This is a genomic window from Photobacterium rosenbergii, assembly GCF_003026455.1.
In the GTDB taxonomy this organism is placed as follows: Bacteria; Pseudomonadota; Gammaproteobacteria; order Enterobacterales; family Vibrionaceae; genus Photobacterium; species Photobacterium rosenbergii.
Genome location: NZ_PYMB01000017.1, coordinates 25401 through 40140, shown reverse-complemented (window position 1 = coordinate 40140; position 14740 = coordinate 25401). Strand labels below are relative to the sequence as shown.

Sequence of the window (14740 nt, the reverse complement as noted above, 5' to 3'; positions counted from 1 at the left end):
ATACTACAGACAGGGGAAGCTGATCGGGTTAGCAGTTTAGTTATCTCCTATCTACATCTTTACCAAGTTGTGTCACACTTGGTGGTCAGTTTTCTCTCCCCTCTAATTTAGTGGAAGTAAGTCATGTCAAATGAGCAAATTGTTTGGGATCAGGCCTTAATCGAAAAATATAACTATTCCGGGCCGCGCTATACTTCATACCCGACGGCGCTGGAGTTCCACGAAGCGTTCACGCCAGCGGAATTTGACATGGCGTGTGCCCAGTACCCTGAGCGCAACCTGTCGTTGTATGTCCATATCCCGTTTTGCCACAAGCTGTGTTACTACTGCGGCTGTAACAAGATTATCACCCGTCACCAGCACAAGGCTGATCAGTACCTTGATGCGCTTGAGCAGGAAATTCGCCAGCGTTCGGCACTGCTGGGTGAGCGTACAGTCAGCCAGTTGCACTGGGGCGGTGGTACGCCAACCTTCCTGACCAAGCCGCAGGTCAGCCGTTTGATGGGGCTGCTGCGCGAGCAGTTCACCTTTGCCCCTGATGCCGAGATCAGCATCGAGGTCGACCCGCGTGAAATCGAGCTTGATATGCTTGACCACCTACGCAGCGAGGGTTTCAACCGCCTGAGTATCGGGGTGCAGGACTTCAACAAGGAAGTCCAAAAGTTGGTCAACCGTGAACAGGATGAAGATTTTATCTTTGCCATGGTAGAGCGTGCCCGCGAGTTGGGTTTCCGCTCGACCAACCTTGACTTGATCTATGGCCTGCCAAAGCAGACGCCTGAGCTGTTTGCCCAAACCCTGCAGCAGGTGCTGACCATGCGCCCGGGCCGTTTGTCGATTTTCAACTACGCCCATATGCCGAAGTTGTTCGCGGCCCAGCGCAAGATCAAAGAGGCAGACTTGCCTCAGGCTAACGCTAAGCTGACGATTTTACAGCAGACGATTGCCACCCTGACCGGTGCCGGTTACCAGTTTATCGGTATGGATCACTTTGCCCTGCCGGAAGATGAACTGGCTGTTGCCCAGCGTGAGGGGATCCTACACCGCAACTTCCAGGGCTATACCACCCAGGGCGACACCGATCTGCTGGGCCTTGGTGTCTCGGCTATTTCGATGATTGGCGATTGCTATGCCCAGAACCAGAAAGAGCTCAAGCAGTACTACGCCAGTGTTGGCGAGAAGCGTGAAGCGCTGTGGAAAGGGGTCTCGCTGGATAGTGATGACCTGTTACGCCGCGAGGTCATCAAGTCGCTGATTTGTAACTTCCACCTCGACAAACAAGCCATTGAGCAGCAGTTTGGTATCGAGTTCGACAGCTACTTTGCCGAAGATATCGAGTTGCTACAGACCTTTATCGATGATGGCCTGGTAGAGGTTAGCGATAACGCGATTGATGTAGCGCTCAAGGGCCGCTTGCTGATCCGCAATATTTGTATGTGCTTTGACAAATACTTGCGCCACCGTGCCCGCCAGCAGCAGTTCTCCCGGGTTATCTAACGCTGACCAGAACACGTTGCCGAGATAATCAAAAAGCCCCCGAGCCATGCGGTTCGGGGGCTTTTTTGTATCGGCTGATTTATCAGCCGTTAAACATGTTCACCGCAGCAATCAGTGCCAGGATGCCGGCAGCAAAATGGCCCGGGCCATTGGCTGCGATCTCACTGACAGCAGGGATTGCCACGCTGAATGAAAATAAACTTTCCAGCATGGTGGGATTCCACTGTGTTCTTGGTGTTATGTTCGCGTTGTGTGGTGTGGCTTCAGGCTTGGCTGAAGTCGGGGGGTATTGTACGCAAAATGAGCGAAGATGGAATGGGGGTAGGTCAAAAAATGGCCAGTAATTGGCATTTAATTTTCAAGGCTGCTGTCTGTTTACCTGTTTGAATTTTCATTCAATCACTGTGCGGAAGGAAGCTCTGTGTGTGGTTGAGCTTCCTTCCGTACAGAAAAGCGAATTAGTCAGTCACGACATTGAGCTCTTTGAGTTTACGGGTCAAGGTGTTGCGTCCCCAGCCGAGCAGCCGAGCCGCTTCCTGCTTATGACCATGGGTGTGCTCCAGTGCCGCTTCCAGCAAGATTTTCTCGAATTCCGGCAACGCTTCACCGAGTAGGTTCTGGTGGCCTTGGCGCAGGTTGTCGAAGGCCCACTTTTCCAGTGCATTGTGCCAGTGCTGGTGGCCGCCTTCGCTGGACTCCGGTTCGCTTGGCGCCAACAGTTCCGGTGGTAAGTCAGCAGGGAGGATTTCCTTGCCGCTTGCCATGACGGTGAGCCAACGGCAGGTATTTTCTAGCTGGCGGACATTACCGGGCCAATCCAGGGTCGTTAGGGCTTCTTCGGTATCTGGGTGCAGGGTTTTGACTTCGACACCAAGCTCATCAGAGGCGCGCTTGAGGAAATGGCGGGTCAGTTGCGGGATATCCTGTCGGCGGTCTTTGAGCGCCGGCAGGTGGACTCGGATAACATTGAGGCGGTGGAATAAATCTTCACGGAAATCCCCCTCGGCCACCAGGCGTTCGAGGTTCTGGTGGGTCGCCGCAATGATCCGGACATCGACATTGACCGGGGAGTGGCCACCGACCCGGTAGAACTGGCCGTCGGCCAGTACCCGCAATAGCCGGGTCTGGATATCCAAGGGCATATCACCGATTTCATCGAGGAATAAGGTCCCGCCGTTGGCTTGCTCGAAGCGGCCCTGGCGGACACTGTTGGCACCGGTGAAGGCGCCTTTCTCGTGGCCGAACAGCTCCGACTCAATCAAATCCTTGGGGATCGCTGCCATGTTGAGGGCGATGAATTCCTTGTGGCTGCGTGGGCTGTGGCGGTGCAGGGCATGGGCCACGAGCTCTTTACCGGTACCGGACTCACCGTTGATCAGCACCGAGATGGATGAACGGGACAGGCGGCCGATGGCGCGGAAAACTTCCTGCATCGCTGGTGCTTCACCGATGATTTCCGGTGCATTCTTTTCAATGGCCTCGGGTTGCTGCTGGCGCTTCTGCTCTTGGCTATGGGTCACTGCCCGCTCGACTAGGCTCACTGCCTCATCGATATCAAATGGTTTTGGCAGGTATTCGAAGGCCCCTTCCTGGTAGGCATTGACCGCCGCATCGAGATCGGAGTGGGCAGTCATGATGATCACCGGCAGGGTCGGGTAATCGGCTTGTAGCACCTTGAGTAGCGAGAAGCCATCCATCCCTGGCATGCGGATATCGGAGACCAGTACGTCAGGGACGCTGCGCTCAAGTGCTTCTACCACGCTGTCGGCATTGGCGAAGGTTTCACATTTCAGTCCGGCTGCGTTGAGGGTCCGCTCCAGTACCCAGCGGATAGAGCTGTCGTCGTCGACGACCCAAATTAGTCCTTTGCTCATGCTAATCCTCTACATAATCGGTAAATACAAGGTGAATTTGGTATGGCCCGGCCAGCTGACAACTTCTATCTTGCCTTGATGCTGGTCGACCAGGTTCTGTGCAATGGAAAGCCCGAGTCCGGTGCCGCCCTCGCGCCCGGTCACCATGGGATAGAACAGGGTGTCCTGGATATCGCTGGGGATCCCGGGGCCATCGTCGATAATGTCGATCTTGGCGGCGACGCGGTAGCGCTTGCCATGAATTAACGCCTGGTGGGCAGTACGGGTCTTGAGGGTAATATTGCCACCGCCATGCTGCTTGAGGGCCAGCGAGGCATTGCTGACAATATTGAGAATGGCCTGCTCGAGCTGCTCGGCATCCATGGTGAAGTCGGGCAGGCTGGGATCATAGTCGCGGTGGAGGTGAATATTCTCGCCGCAGTCAATGCTGATCAGCTGGCGGACTTTTTCCAACACCACGTGGATATTGTCTTGCTGGCGGCTACCGGGGCGCTGTGGCCCAAGCAAGCGGTCGACAAGGTTGCGCAGCCTGTCAGCCTGCTCGATGATCATCTGGGTATATTCGGTATAGCTCGGGTCGGGCAGGGTCTTTTCTAACAGCTGAGCTGCACCGCGCAGTCCACCCAACGGGTTTTTAATTTCATGGGCCAACCCGCGCACCAGTTCCTTGGCAGCTTGCTGCTGGGCGTGTTGGCTGAGCTCTTGGCTGATCCGGCGTTGTTGGTCAATCGGTTTTAGCTCGAGCAAGATCAGTAGCTCGCGCTGCCATGACAGTGGACTGGCATTGAGCTCGAGGGTGTGGTGACGGCCATCAATGACAAAGGTTACGTCACTGTCTGCCAACCCCTGCCCGCTTTGTAGTGTTTCGGGGATCAGGTTTAAGTCCAGTGAGGTATGCTGGAGCAGGTCGGAAAAACGGGTGTTGTTGAGCCGGCGCTTGCTGAACGATAGCAACTGCTCTGCCGCCGGATTGACGTAGCGTATGGTCAGCGACTCATCGAGCAACACGATTGCCGTGACTTGGTTGTCCAGGATCAGGGAAGAAATGTCAGCCGTCACAAATACCATCCTTGTTGGTGCAGTTCATCATGGTGCATTGAGCTGCCAATGCACCATATTGGTGCAATCAAGTGTAGCCTGTCTATCTGGTATCGTGAACGAAAAAATGGCGAACGCCTGTTATTTGGGCACCGGGAGCGGTGCTGGGCGTTGGTTGATACGGGCACGGTGCAAGAAGACAGTCATTTCTTTAGAAGATGCAATAACCTTGCCGTGTTTGAGCAATTCTACCTGTAAGGTCTGGCTGCCACGATCAATATTGGTGAGGTGCCAAGTCAGTTGGGCCTGGGAGCGGCCGTATACTTCACCATTAAGTCGCAGCTGTGCACTGTGGCCTTGGCTGAGTTTCCGGTTTGCTGAGGCGATGATGGTCATATTGCCCTGATTATCGCGGATGGTTTGTTGATCCGCTGGGCTATCAATTTGGATGCTGGGGGATGGCAGCGCCGGTTCATCGGATAGCTGGTCACCGATGGCCGATAAACCCGCAGGTGTCGGCTCCTCTTCTGTCAAGAGGGGCGTTGCAGGTGCTGGTAGTTGGATATCGAGTCGTTCTGCACCGGGATAGGGCTTATCGGAAAAATGGGTGGTGCCGTCTTCATCTTGCCAGGTATAGATCTCAGAGGCTGGGGTGGTGGTAGGGAGTGCGGCCAAAGCCACTATCATCGCTGCGAGTACATGGGGAAGCCGATACATGGTGTCTTCCGGGTTGTGGGTGTTCTGGGTATTTTCAACAGCATCAGCTTGGGTGGACAAGATCAAAAAGGCCAGCTTGTGAAGCTGGCCTAAATCTATTATGTCGACTTATTTATCAGTTACTTAAACTGAGTAGTACAGTTCGAACTCTAGTGGGTGAGTAGTGCTGTTGATTTTCTCAACGTCCTGAGATTTCAGGTCGATGTAAGAATCGATGAAGTCGTCAGAGAATACGCCACCCGCTGTTAGGAACTCACGGTCTTCGTTTAGGGCTGCCAGTGCGCCTTGTAGAGACTCAGCAACAGTTGGGATTTCTGCCGCTTCTTCTGCTGGTAGGTCGTACAGGTCTTTGTCCATCGCTTCGCCTGGGTGGATCTTGTTCTGGATACCGTCAAGGCCAGCCATTAGCATTGCTGCAAAGCATAGGTATGGGTTAGCTGATGGATCACCGAAACGAACTTCGATACGGCGTGCTTTCGGGCTTGGTACCACTGGGATACGGATAGAAGCAGAGCGGTTACGAGCTGAGTAAGCTAGCATAACTGGCGCTTCGAAGCCTGGAACTAGACGCTTGTATGAGTTAGTTGATGCGTTCGCGAATGCGTTGATTGCGCGAGCGTGCTTGATGATACCGCCGATGTAGTAAAGAGCCATCTCAGATAGGCCGCCGTACTTATCGCCAGCGAATAGGTTAACACCGTCTTTAGCTAGAGACTGGTGAACGTGCATACCAGAACCGTTATCACCTACTAGTGGCTTAGGCATGAAGGTTGCAGTTTTACCAAATGCGTGAGCAACGTTGTGAACAACGTACTTGTAGATTTGGATTTCATCAGCTTTGTCCGTTAGGGTGTTGAAACGGGTAGCGATTTCGTTCTGGCCTGCAGTTGCCACTTCGTGGTGGTGTGCTTCAACAACTAGACCCATTTCTTCCATGATTAGACACATAGCAGAACGGATGTCTTGTGATGAATCAACTGGCGCTACTGGGAAGTAACCGCCTTTAACGCCTGGACGGTGACCTTTGTTACCGCCTTCGAAGTCAGAACCTGTGTTCCAAGCTGCTTCTACGTCGTCGATCTTGAAGAAAGAACCAGACATATCGGTTGCGAACTTCACGTCGTCGAATAGGAAGAACTCTGGCTCAGGACCGATAAGAACGGTATCTGCAACGCCTGTTGCACGCATGAAGTCTTCTGCACGCTTGGCAATAGAACGTGGGTCACGGTCGTAGCCCTGCATAGTAGAAGGCTCTAGGATGTCACAGCGGATGTTTAGCGTTGCATCTTCTGTGAACGGGTCAAGTACCGCGCTCGCTGCATCTGGCATCATAACCATGTCTGATTCGTTGATACCTTTCCAACCAGCAACAGAAGAGCCATCGAACATTTTGCCTTCTTCGAAGAAGTCAGCATCGATCTGGTGGGCTGGGATAGAGATGTGCTGCTCTTTACCTTTAGTATCGGTAAAGCGTAGGTCAACAAACTTAACTTCGTTTTCCTGGATCAGCGCAAGTACGTTTTCTACTGACATCTTGAGTAACCTCCGGTGTTAGGTTGGGCATTGGCCACAACAAATTAGGAATGAGCGTGTTCTGCTCTATTGCTCTAATACAATGCTATAACCGTGCCAACTTTTCAAAGCCCCAAAATAGCGCACTTAGCGGGTATTTCGGGCTGATTAAGTCCATGTTTTGCACCTTTATGGGGAATGACTGCACCAAGTTGGTGCAATTGGTGTGATTATCCCTTTTATGGTGCGCGTAACTACATTAGCCCACCGCGGCATATTGTCAATTAGTCAGAATAGAAAAAGGCAAGCAATAAACCGGTCTGCCAGAGCGGTTTGTGGGCTGACGGGGCGGGAAAAACCCCAAATAGAACGGCCAGAGAGAAAAAGGCGGTGATATAAATCACATATTACGTGGGTTTTGGCGTAAAATCTGTTAGATTATGAGCCGTTTTTTTAACCAAGTAGCGCCATCCGGTCGCTGCATGTTCTGAGTGAATGTGAATCCATGTCTAATCCACAGATCGATAAATTAAGAAATATCGCAATTATTGCGCACGTTGACCACGGTAAAACCACCCTGGTTGACAAACTGCTTCAGCAGTCTGGCACGTTAGAGTCTCGCGGTGAAGTTGAAGAACGCGTAATGGATTCCAACGACATCGAAAAAGAGCGTGGTATTACCATTCTTGCTAAGAACACAGCGATTAACTGGAATGATTACCGCATCAACATCGTAGATACCCCAGGACACGCCGATTTCGGTGGTGAAGTTGAGCGTATCATGTCGATGGTTGACTCTGTACTGCTTATTGTTGACGCCGTTGACGGCCCAATGCCTCAGACGCGTTTCGTAACCCAGAAAGCGTTTGCCCACGGCCTGAAGCCGATCGTGGTAATCAACAAGATCGACCGCCCAGGTGCACGCCCTGATTGGGTAATGGATCAGGTATTCGACCTATTCGACAACCTAGGTGCAACTGATGAGCAGCTAGACTTCCAAGTGGTTTACGCATCAGCGCTTAACGGCTGGGCAACTCTGGAAGAAGGCGAGACTGGCGATGACATGGAACCATTGTTCCAGGCTATCGTTGACAACGTAGCAGCACCTAATGTTGACGTTGACGGCTCTCTGCAGATGCAGATCTCTCAGCTTGACTACAGCTCATACGTGGGTGTTATCGGTGTTGGCCGTGTTACCCGTGGTAGCGTGAAGCCGAACCAGCAAGTGACTGTTGTCGGTGCAGACGGCAAAACCCGCAACGGTAAAGTCGGTACTATCCTTGGCTACCTTGGCCTTGAGCGTCACGAAGTTGAGCAGGCGACTGCTGGTGACATCATCGCAATCACTGGCCTTGGCGAGCTTAAGATTTCTGACACTATCTGTGACGTGAACGCGGTTGAAGCACTACCTGCTTTGTCTGTTGACGAGCCAACCGTAACCATGACGTTCCAGGTGAACACTTCTCCGTTCGCGGGTAAAGAAGGTAAGTACGTGACTTCACGTAACATCCTTGAGCGTCTGCAAAAAGAATTGGTACACAACGTTGCCCTGCGCGTTGAAGAAACGGAAGACCCAGACAAGTTCCGCGTATCTGGCCGTGGTGAACTTCACCTGTCTATCCTTATCGAGAACATGCGCCGTGAAGGCTTCGAGCTAGCGGTATCTCGCCCTGAAGTTATCATCAAAGAAGAAGATGGTCAGCTGATGGAACCGTTCGAAACCGTAACTATCGACGTGGTGGAAGAGCACCAGGGCGGTATTATGGAGAACATCGGCCTGCGTAAAGGTGAGCTGACTGACATGGCACCAGACGGTAAAGGCCGTGTGCGTATGGACTTCATGATGCCTTCTCGTGGCCTGATCGGTTTCCAGACTGAGTTCATGACCCTGACTTCTGGTTCTGGCCTGATGTACCACACGTTTGACCACTACGGCCCGCACAAAGGCGGTACCATCGGTCAGCGTAACAATGGCGTACTGATTGCTAATGCAGCGGGTAAAGCCTTGACTAACGCCCTGTTCAACCTGCAGGAGCGTGGCCGCATGTTCATCGGTCACGGTGTAGAAGTATACGAAGGTATGGTTATCGGTATTCACAGCCGTGACAACGACCTGACGGTTAATGCCCTGAAAGGTAAGCAGCTAACTAACGTCCGTGCATCTGGTACCGATGACGCGCAGGTGCTGACTCCGCCGATCAAGTACACGCTTGAGCAAGCACTTGAGTTCATCGATGATGACGAGCTAGTGGAAGTAACACCTGAAAGCATCCGTATTCGTAAGAAACTACTTACGGAAACTGATCGTAAGCGTGCAAGCCGCTCAGCAAAATAATTGCTAGCTGTTAGCCGTTAAACCATCCCCCCATCGGTGCTACCATGGGGGGATTGTTGTATCTGAACCCTACAAAAAAGAAGAACGACTATGCAACCTATCATTATTACCGGGGGACCGGGTGCAGGGAAAACCTCGCTGCTCGATGCATTAGCTCGGCGCGGATATATGACCTTCCCCGAGGTGTCCCGCACCTTGATCCGCGAGCAGTCTGCCCTACCTGATGGTGCACTGCCCTGGACCGATCTGCCGTCCTTTGCTGCGCTTTGCCTTGATAGGATGAGCAACCAGCGTGAGCAGGCCAAGCGCGGGACGATGCCGGCCTTTGTTGACCGCGCAATAGGGGATATCTGTGCTTATTTGACTATCGGTGGCGTCAAAGTAGATGAACATTACCAAACCATGGCCAAGGGTTACTTCCCGACGGTCTTTGTTTGCGCGCCGCACGCCGATATCTATGTTCAGGATGAAGAGCGCCCGCACAGCTTTGCCGAGGCAGGGCAGATCCATCAACAACTTATTGAAACTTACCGAGAGCTTGGCTACGAGGTGGTTGATATTCCGTGGGATGGCATCGAAGAGCGGGCCAGCTGGTTACTGGCCCGGCTTAAGCAGGACTAACTGCAGCAGCGGGCTAGCTGCGTTGCAGTTGGGAAATAAAGCGCTCGGACTCGGCAATCGCTGCTTCCATATCGGTGATCGCCCGTTGGATATCGCGCTGCAGGGACTGGAATTCTCCTTGTAGAGAACCAATCGCGGCAGCATTGAGGTTATGCTTTAAGTACAAAGTGTTATCGCGTAGGGTATCCAGTACTGGGCCCATCTTCTGTTCGGCACGGTGCATCGCACTGAGCATCCGTTGGTATGAAGCCTTGGTGCTGTTGAGCTTGGACTCGCTATCGCGGCGCAGTTTGCTGCTGCTGTAGAGTTCCAGCTCATCTTGCCATTCGTCGAACAGGGCGTCGGCGACATCTTCAATTGCTGCAATGCGCTCACGCACTTTTTCAGCGGCATCATTACTGGCCTCGTACTGGTCATTGACCTGATTGTAGGCGCTTTCCAGTTCGCCACCGTCGAACTGGTTGAGGGCCTTAAGGGCATCGAGTGCACTGGTAAACTGTTGTTGGGCGTCTTGTTGGGCCTCATTGGCATCTTCGACCCGGTCGACCATGATATCCCGTTTGTGGATGCCGACCTGTTCCATGGCCGAGTAATAGGCACTTTGGCAACCGGTCAGTACGGTTAGGCTGAGAAGGAAGGCAAGCAAATAGGGCATAGTTGACTCCATGTGTCCTAATATGTGAAAAGTGACTGTAATTAAAAGCAATTAATGACATGACTATGGATGACAAAACGGCAACAAGCAAATCTATCTGGCGTGACAGGCTGCGAAGTGCTATGGCATTTACCGGGTATTTGCACCACCGGGTTGGCCATGACCGGCTGACTGTGACAGCGGGCTCGATGGCTTATGTGACTTTGCTGTCCTTGGTGCCTCTTATCACTGTGGTATTGTCGGCCCTGTCATCCTTTCCGGTGTTTGCCGGGCTTGGGGAGTTGCTGCAAAACTTTGTGATTGAGAACTTTGTCCCGGCAGCCGGTGAAGTGGTCAAGCAATACCTCAACGAGTTTGTGGCCAATGCCGGCAAGATGACGGCGGTGGGGGTCGGAGCATTATTTGTCGTGGCGATGATGCTGATTTCGTCTATCGACAAGTCACTCAACTACATCTGGCGGGTCCATGAAAAGCGCCGCCCGGTGATCTCTTTTTCAATTTACTGGATGGTCCTGACCCTCGGGCCGATTTTGGTCGGAACCAGTATTGCGGTCAGCTCTTATCTCGGCTCGCTCAACTTACTCGGCAGCGATGCGGTTAATGGCCTGCTGCAGCGCTCGTTGCGCTGGCTGCCGGTCGTTATGTCGAGCAGCGCCTTTCTCGGGCTTTACTTATTGGTGCCCAACACCAAGGTACGGTTTCGCCATGCCTTGGTTGGTGCCGTTATTGCCAGTATCCTGTTTGAACTGAGCAAGAAAGGTTTTGCCCTCTATATCACTAATTTCCCTTCTTACCAGGTGATCTACGGCGCGTTGGCCGTGGTGCCGATTTTATTTGTATGGGTTTACCTGTGCTGGTGTATTGTATTGTTCGGGGCGGAAATTACGGCGAGCCTCGGCGAGAAAAGCCATTGGCACCCAGAAACCAAGGGGTGGCAAACTACCGTACCCACCCAGGAAGAACTGTCGGATATTCAACAGGCTGTGGATCTTCAGGCAGAGAATGAACAAACAGCCTCACAACAGATTGTAGGAAAAGGTAAAAACGAATGATTGCACTGATCCAACGGGTGAGCGAAGCGAGTGTAACGGTTGATGGCCAGGTGACGGGTGCTATCGGCAAGGGCTTGCTGGTTCTGCTTGGCGTCGAAAAAGGCGATGATGAAGCCAAGGCCAAGCGCCTGCGCGAAAAAGTGCTAGGCTATCGGGTATTCGAGGACGAAGAGGGCAAGATGAACCTCAATGTCCAGCAAGCCGGTGGCAGTGTGTTGGTGGTATCGCAATTTACCCTAGCAGCCGAAACCAAGAAAGGAATGCGCCCGGGGTTTTCCAATGGTGCGGCACCGCAAGATGCCGAGCGTATGTATGAATACTTTGTTGATTGCTGCAAGGAAACAGGGATCAAGACGGAAACGGGCATCTTTGCCGCTGATATGAAAGTGGCACTGCTCAACGATGGCCCGGTAACCTTCTGGTTGCAGGTATAATTATCTAATAGGCACCGTTGCCTCAGGAACGCTGGAGAAGGATTTCATGTTTCGACTTGTCACCCCCCAAACGGAAGAAGAGCTGGCGAGCTATTATGATTTTCGCTGGCGGATGCTGCGTGAACCCTGGCATATGCCGGTCGGTTCAGAGCGAGATGCCTACGACGATTTGAGCAGCCACCGGATGATAGTCAGTGATAACGGCCAGACTATCGCGATTGGCCGTCTATATATGACACCGGACAACGACGGCCAGATCCGCTACATGGCGGTCCACCCGGATCACCGCCACCAGGGGATGGGGGCGATTGTCCTGATGGCGCTGGAATCACTGGCCCGTGAGGAAGGAGCGAAACGCCTGGTGTGTAATGCCCGCGAGGATGCAATTCCGTTTTACCTGCGGAGCGGCTTTGCTAATCAGGGTGAGTTGAGTGAGGAAAAGGGGCCGGTACGACACCAGCAAATGCTCAAGCACCTCGACCCACTCACCGAAGTGGTGCGCCATCCGGATTGGTGTCAGGAGTTGCAAGAACTGTGGCAGTCCCAGATCCCAATCAGTGAACGGATGGGGGTGAAGATCAGCCAGTACACCGGTTACCGGTTTGAAGTCAGTGCCCTTATCAATGCCAACCTAAATACCAAAGCCAATATGTTTGCTGGCAGTATCTTTACGATGGCAACACTGGCTGGCTGGGGCTTTGTCTGGATGTTGCTCAAAGAGCGCAAGTACAAAGCCGATATCATGCTGGTGGATAGCCACATCCGTTATCGCTCACCCGTCAAAGAACGTCCTCGGGCGGTGGTCACGGTGGAAGATCTTGAGGGTGACGTAGAACGACTGGCGACCCACCGTAAGGGCCGGGCTATCGTTAAGGTCAATGTCTACAGCGGCGATGAACTGGCTTCGACGTTCACCGGCACTTATATGCTGCTGCCGTCACACAACGAGCCAGATACTGTTTGCTGACCTTCCTGCCAGCGCTTGGTTAGGCGCTGGCAACCTATCTTCGCCTCCAATTCCAGTTGCTGCCCGGAAGGCGTGGCCAAATCCCATTGGCCTTTAAATAGCACGTCTATCTCTTTGCCGGTAATGCTGAGCGGTGAAATCGTCATTCGCCCCCGGTCACTGGTGATCTTGAGTGGTGTGATGGCTAGAGGTGTGGCCTTATCCACCTCTGCTTTGGTGGCTGCTGGTATGTCCGATGAAGATGCCTGCTGCCAGGCATTGAATAGCACTTCGCCGCCTAGCTCGACAGCACTATCACGGAATGCTGCCCGCAGCTCGCCGTTCAGGCTATGGGACAGGCTGGCATAGTTCTGGCCGAGCCCTTGAAAGGCTGCAGTCATATCAATGTGGCCGCTAGCGGGCCAAGGTACTGATAGCCAGCGTGGTAAAATGTGGGCTGGCAGGCTATCACCCTGAAGGGCTAACTGCCAAGGTTGCCCTTCTTTGCTCAGAGCAATCTGCCCCGTTGCTTCTAGCAACCCATCCTTGAACGGCAGAAAGGCTTGTTCCAATTGCCACTGGCCGTTATCACTGCTCATCTCGACAAGCGGTTCGAATAAGTCGACAGTATTGAGGCTAGCCTGGCGGGCAGTCGCTGCGACATTGCCTTGCCATAGGCTGAGATAAGGTTGGGTACGGAGCTCGATATTCTTGCCGCTGGCGTTGAGTCCATTGATATACCAAGGGGTGTCACTGTCAGCTGCGGTCAGCTGGGCATAACCGATATCCAAAGATTGGATATTGATTTGCTTAAATGGTGAGAGGGCCAAAGACAGGTGGTTCGCCCAATCGGCAGGTAAGAACCATTTGATCCCCTTGCTGGTGAAGTTATCCAGTTGCAGTGCCCCCGGGGAGGCTTTGCCTTCAACCCGCCAATATCCTTCCAGTGCATTGACTGAGGCTCCGTTGATAATGACCTCATGCGGCCTGAAGTTCACATCCAATAGGGGATCAGTAAATAGCTGCTGCTGCCAACTGCCACTCTCTGCATTGAATGATAACCAGGCGTCCTGTTGTGAATAAGCGGAGCGGGGCCACTGCCAGTTGGTGATGGAAAGGTTGGCATGGTTGAGGCTAACAGCAGGGAGCTCGATACTGCTGTCGAGGATATCGACCCGCTTTAGGGTCGCCTGCCATTGTTCTGAGGCCCAGTTCTCGAGCTGATGTCGGATTATTTGCGTTAATCCGCTGTCTTGCAGTTGCAGCCCGGACAAGGTCAGTTGATGGATAGTCAGTGTTTTTTTGTCGCTGTCCAAGCCGAGTTGGCCATTGACGCTGGCATGCTGCCAATCGAACGAAAAGCCATTGAGGGTCCATTGGCTGTCACCATAGTGCCCATCAAGCAGAAGCTGCTGGGTTTCCCATTGCTGCCACTGGGCGCTGTCGGCTGCCAGTTGGAAGCTGCCCTTGAACTGCTGCCACCAAGGTGTAGTCGTGCCAGGGCGGTAATGCCAATTATCAAGCTGGAGTTCTGCCTGGCCGAGGACCATCGTGTTGGTGCTTACGTACAAGCGGCTGATTGCAAGGCGCTGGCTGCGTATCTCAGGTAGCGTGATCTGGTTGAGTGCCTGAGCGGGCACAACCGGCTTATCAAGCAACAAGCTATCAAACTGCCATTGGCGTTTGGTCAGTGAGTCAGGGCTAAGCCAAAACGAAATGCGGTCAGCACTCATTGGTGGCTGGCTGTCATTGATGCTCAATGATGGGCTAAGAAGTGTCAGGTGCCATGGGTCACGGATGTGATAGCGAACATCTGCAAGGTCTAAGGTGTAGGGGGTTAGTTGGTTGACCGCTTGGCGGAGCATGGGGGCGGCATACTGGGTATGGAGCAGGGTCAGGATGATGGTCGCTCCCAATGCAGCGAGCACAGCTAAAGTGGCAATAATCTTCCCAATAATACGCATAGCGGCTCCCAGCATCCGACAACTCCCAGTCAATTGCCTTCAGTATAATGGTACCGAGGCAATGATTATTAGGCGGCAATTTCCTCCCGGCTGCA

13 protein-coding genes are annotated in these 14740 nt (G+C 53.0%); 6 read left to right on the top strand and 7 right to left on the bottom strand.

Translation table 11 applies throughout. From position 1 onward, the window contains the following. The first annotated feature begins 123 nt into the window (after nt 1–123). The gene (hemN, locus tag C9J01_RS21960) at nt 124–1497 is read left to right on the top strand and encodes an oxygen-independent coproporphyrinogen III oxidase (RefSeq protein WP_107300286.1); all 1374 of its coding nucleotides are present in this window, start codon (nt 124–126) and stop codon (nt 1495–1497) included. A gap of 82 nt (nt 1498–1579) precedes the next feature. Here hemN and C9J01_RS30075 read toward each other — a convergent pair whose 3' ends face one another. From C9J01_RS30075 to glnA, 5 genes are all read right to left on the bottom strand, one after another. After that, nucleotides 1580–1708 (bottom strand): hypothetical protein, encoded by a 129-nt coding sequence (locus C9J01_RS30075; protein ID WP_255526741.1) that lies wholly within the window; start codon nt 1706–1708, stop codon nt 1580–1582. Nucleotides 1709–1955: 247 nt separating this feature from the next. Continuing rightward, nucleotides 1956–3371, bottom strand: a complete 1416-nt coding sequence (gene glnG / locus C9J01_RS21955) for a nitrogen regulation protein NR(I) (protein ID WP_107300285.1) — start codon at nt 3369–3371, stop codon at nt 1956–1958. A 9-nt stretch (nt 3372–3380) separates the two neighbouring features. Next, a complete protein-coding gene (gene glnL / locus C9J01_RS21950) occupies nt 3381–4430 on the bottom strand; it encodes a nitrogen regulation protein NR(II) (RefSeq protein WP_107300284.1) in 1050 nt (349 codons plus the stop codon). Between the two features lie 120 nt (nt 4431–4550). After that, nucleotides 4551–5192, bottom strand: a complete 642-nt coding sequence (locus tag C9J01_RS21945) for a DUF4124 domain-containing protein (RefSeq protein ID WP_146157108.1) — start codon at nt 5190–5192, stop codon at nt 4551–4553. Between the two features lie 57 nt (nt 5193–5249). Next, a complete protein-coding gene (gene glnA, locus C9J01_RS21940; RefSeq protein ID WP_107300282.1) occupies nt 5250–6659 on the bottom strand; it encodes a glutamate--ammonia ligase in 1410 nt (469 codons plus the stop codon). A gap of 484 nt (nt 6660–7143) precedes the next feature. On the opposite strand from glnA, the gene typA reads away from it, so the two are divergent. Together typA and C9J01_RS21930 are read left to right on the top strand one after the other, a co-directional pair. After that, nucleotides 7144–8973, top strand: a complete 1830-nt coding sequence (gene typA, locus C9J01_RS21935; protein ID WP_107300281.1) for a translational GTPase TypA — start codon at nt 7144–7146, stop codon at nt 8971–8973. A 90-nt stretch (nt 8974–9063) separates the two neighbouring features. Next, nucleotides 9064–9594 (top strand): AAA family ATPase, encoded by a 531-nt coding sequence (locus tag C9J01_RS21930; RefSeq protein ID WP_107300280.1) that lies wholly within the window; start codon nt 9064–9066, stop codon nt 9592–9594. Between the two features lie 13 nt (nt 9595–9607). On the opposite strand, the gene C9J01_RS21925 is transcribed toward C9J01_RS21930, so the two are convergent. Then, nucleotides 9608–10249, bottom strand: a complete 642-nt coding sequence (locus tag C9J01_RS21925; protein WP_107300279.1) for a DUF2959 domain-containing protein — start codon at nt 10247–10249, stop codon at nt 9608–9610. A 122-nt stretch (nt 10250–10371) separates the two neighbouring features. Here C9J01_RS21925 and C9J01_RS21920 point away from each other — a divergent pair, with 122 nt between their 5' ends. The 3 genes from C9J01_RS21920 to C9J01_RS21910 are packed head-to-tail and all read left to right on the top strand — an operon-like array spanning nt 10372 to nt 12702. Next, nucleotides 10372–11301 carry a virulence factor BrkB family protein gene (locus tag C9J01_RS21920; protein ID WP_237157041.1) on the top strand — a complete coding sequence of 310 codons (930 nt, stop codon included), beginning with the start codon at nt 10372–10374 and terminating at the stop codon, nt 11299–11301. Further along, on the top strand, nt 11298–11735 hold the full coding sequence (gene dtd / locus C9J01_RS21915) for a D-aminoacyl-tRNA deacylase (protein ID WP_107300278.1): 438 nt from the start codon (nt 11298–11300) through the stop codon (nt 11733–11735). Before C9J01_RS21920 ends, dtd begins: the two co-directional genes overlap by 4 nt. 46 nt (nt 11736–11781) lie before the next feature. Then, nucleotides 11782–12702 carry a bifunctional GNAT family N-acetyltransferase/hotdog fold thioesterase gene (locus C9J01_RS21910; protein ID WP_107300277.1) on the top strand — a complete coding sequence of 307 codons (921 nt, stop codon included), beginning with the start codon at nt 11782–11784 and terminating at the stop codon, nt 12700–12702. Here C9J01_RS21910 and C9J01_RS21905 read toward each other — a convergent pair. After that, nucleotides 12657–14645, bottom strand: a complete 1989-nt coding sequence (locus C9J01_RS21905) for an AsmA family protein (RefSeq protein ID WP_158264587.1) — start codon at nt 14643–14645, stop codon at nt 12657–12659. The genes C9J01_RS21910 and C9J01_RS21905 overlap by 46 nt on opposite strands. Nucleotides 14646–14740: the final 95 nt, after the last annotated feature.

What these genes read in the sequence shown, in the direction of transcription:
- hemN (WP_107300286.1), top strand. Translation starts at nt 124, where the DNA reads ATGTCAAATGAGCAAATTGTTTGGGATCAGGCCTTAATCGAAAAATAT.
- C9J01_RS30075 (WP_255526741.1), bottom strand. Translation starts at nt 1,708, where the DNA reads ATGCTGGAAAGTTTATTTTCATTCAGCGTGGCAATCCCTGCTGTCAGT.
- glnG (WP_107300285.1), bottom strand. Translation starts at nt 3,371, where the DNA reads ATGAGCAAAGGACTAATTTGGGTCGTCGACGACGACAGCTCTATCCGC.
- glnA (WP_107300282.1), bottom strand. Translation starts at nt 6,659, where the DNA reads ATGTCAGTAGAAAACGTACTTGCGCTGATCCAGGAAAACGAAGTTAAG.
- typA (WP_107300281.1), top strand. Translation starts at nt 7,144, where the DNA reads ATGTCTAATCCACAGATCGATAAATTAAGAAATATCGCAATTATTGCG.
- C9J01_RS21930 (WP_107300280.1), top strand. Translation starts at nt 9,064, where the DNA reads ATGCAACCTATCATTATTACCGGGGGACCGGGTGCAGGGAAAACCTCG.
- C9J01_RS21925 (WP_107300279.1), bottom strand. Translation starts at nt 10,249, where the DNA reads ATGCCCTATTTGCTTGCCTTCCTTCTCAGCCTAACCGTACTGACCGGT.
- C9J01_RS21920 (WP_237157041.1), top strand. Translation starts at nt 10,372, where the DNA reads ATGGCATTTACCGGGTATTTGCACCACCGGGTTGGCCATGACCGGCTG.
- dtd (WP_107300278.1), top strand. Translation starts at nt 11,298, where the DNA reads ATGATTGCACTGATCCAACGGGTGAGCGAAGCGAGTGTAACGGTTGAT.
- C9J01_RS21910 (WP_107300277.1), top strand. Translation starts at nt 11,782, where the DNA reads ATGTTTCGACTTGTCACCCCCCAAACGGAAGAAGAGCTGGCGAGCTAT.
- C9J01_RS21905 (WP_158264587.1), bottom strand. Translation starts at nt 14,645, where the DNA reads ATGCGTATTATTGGGAAGATTATTGCCACTTTAGCTGTGCTCGCTGCA.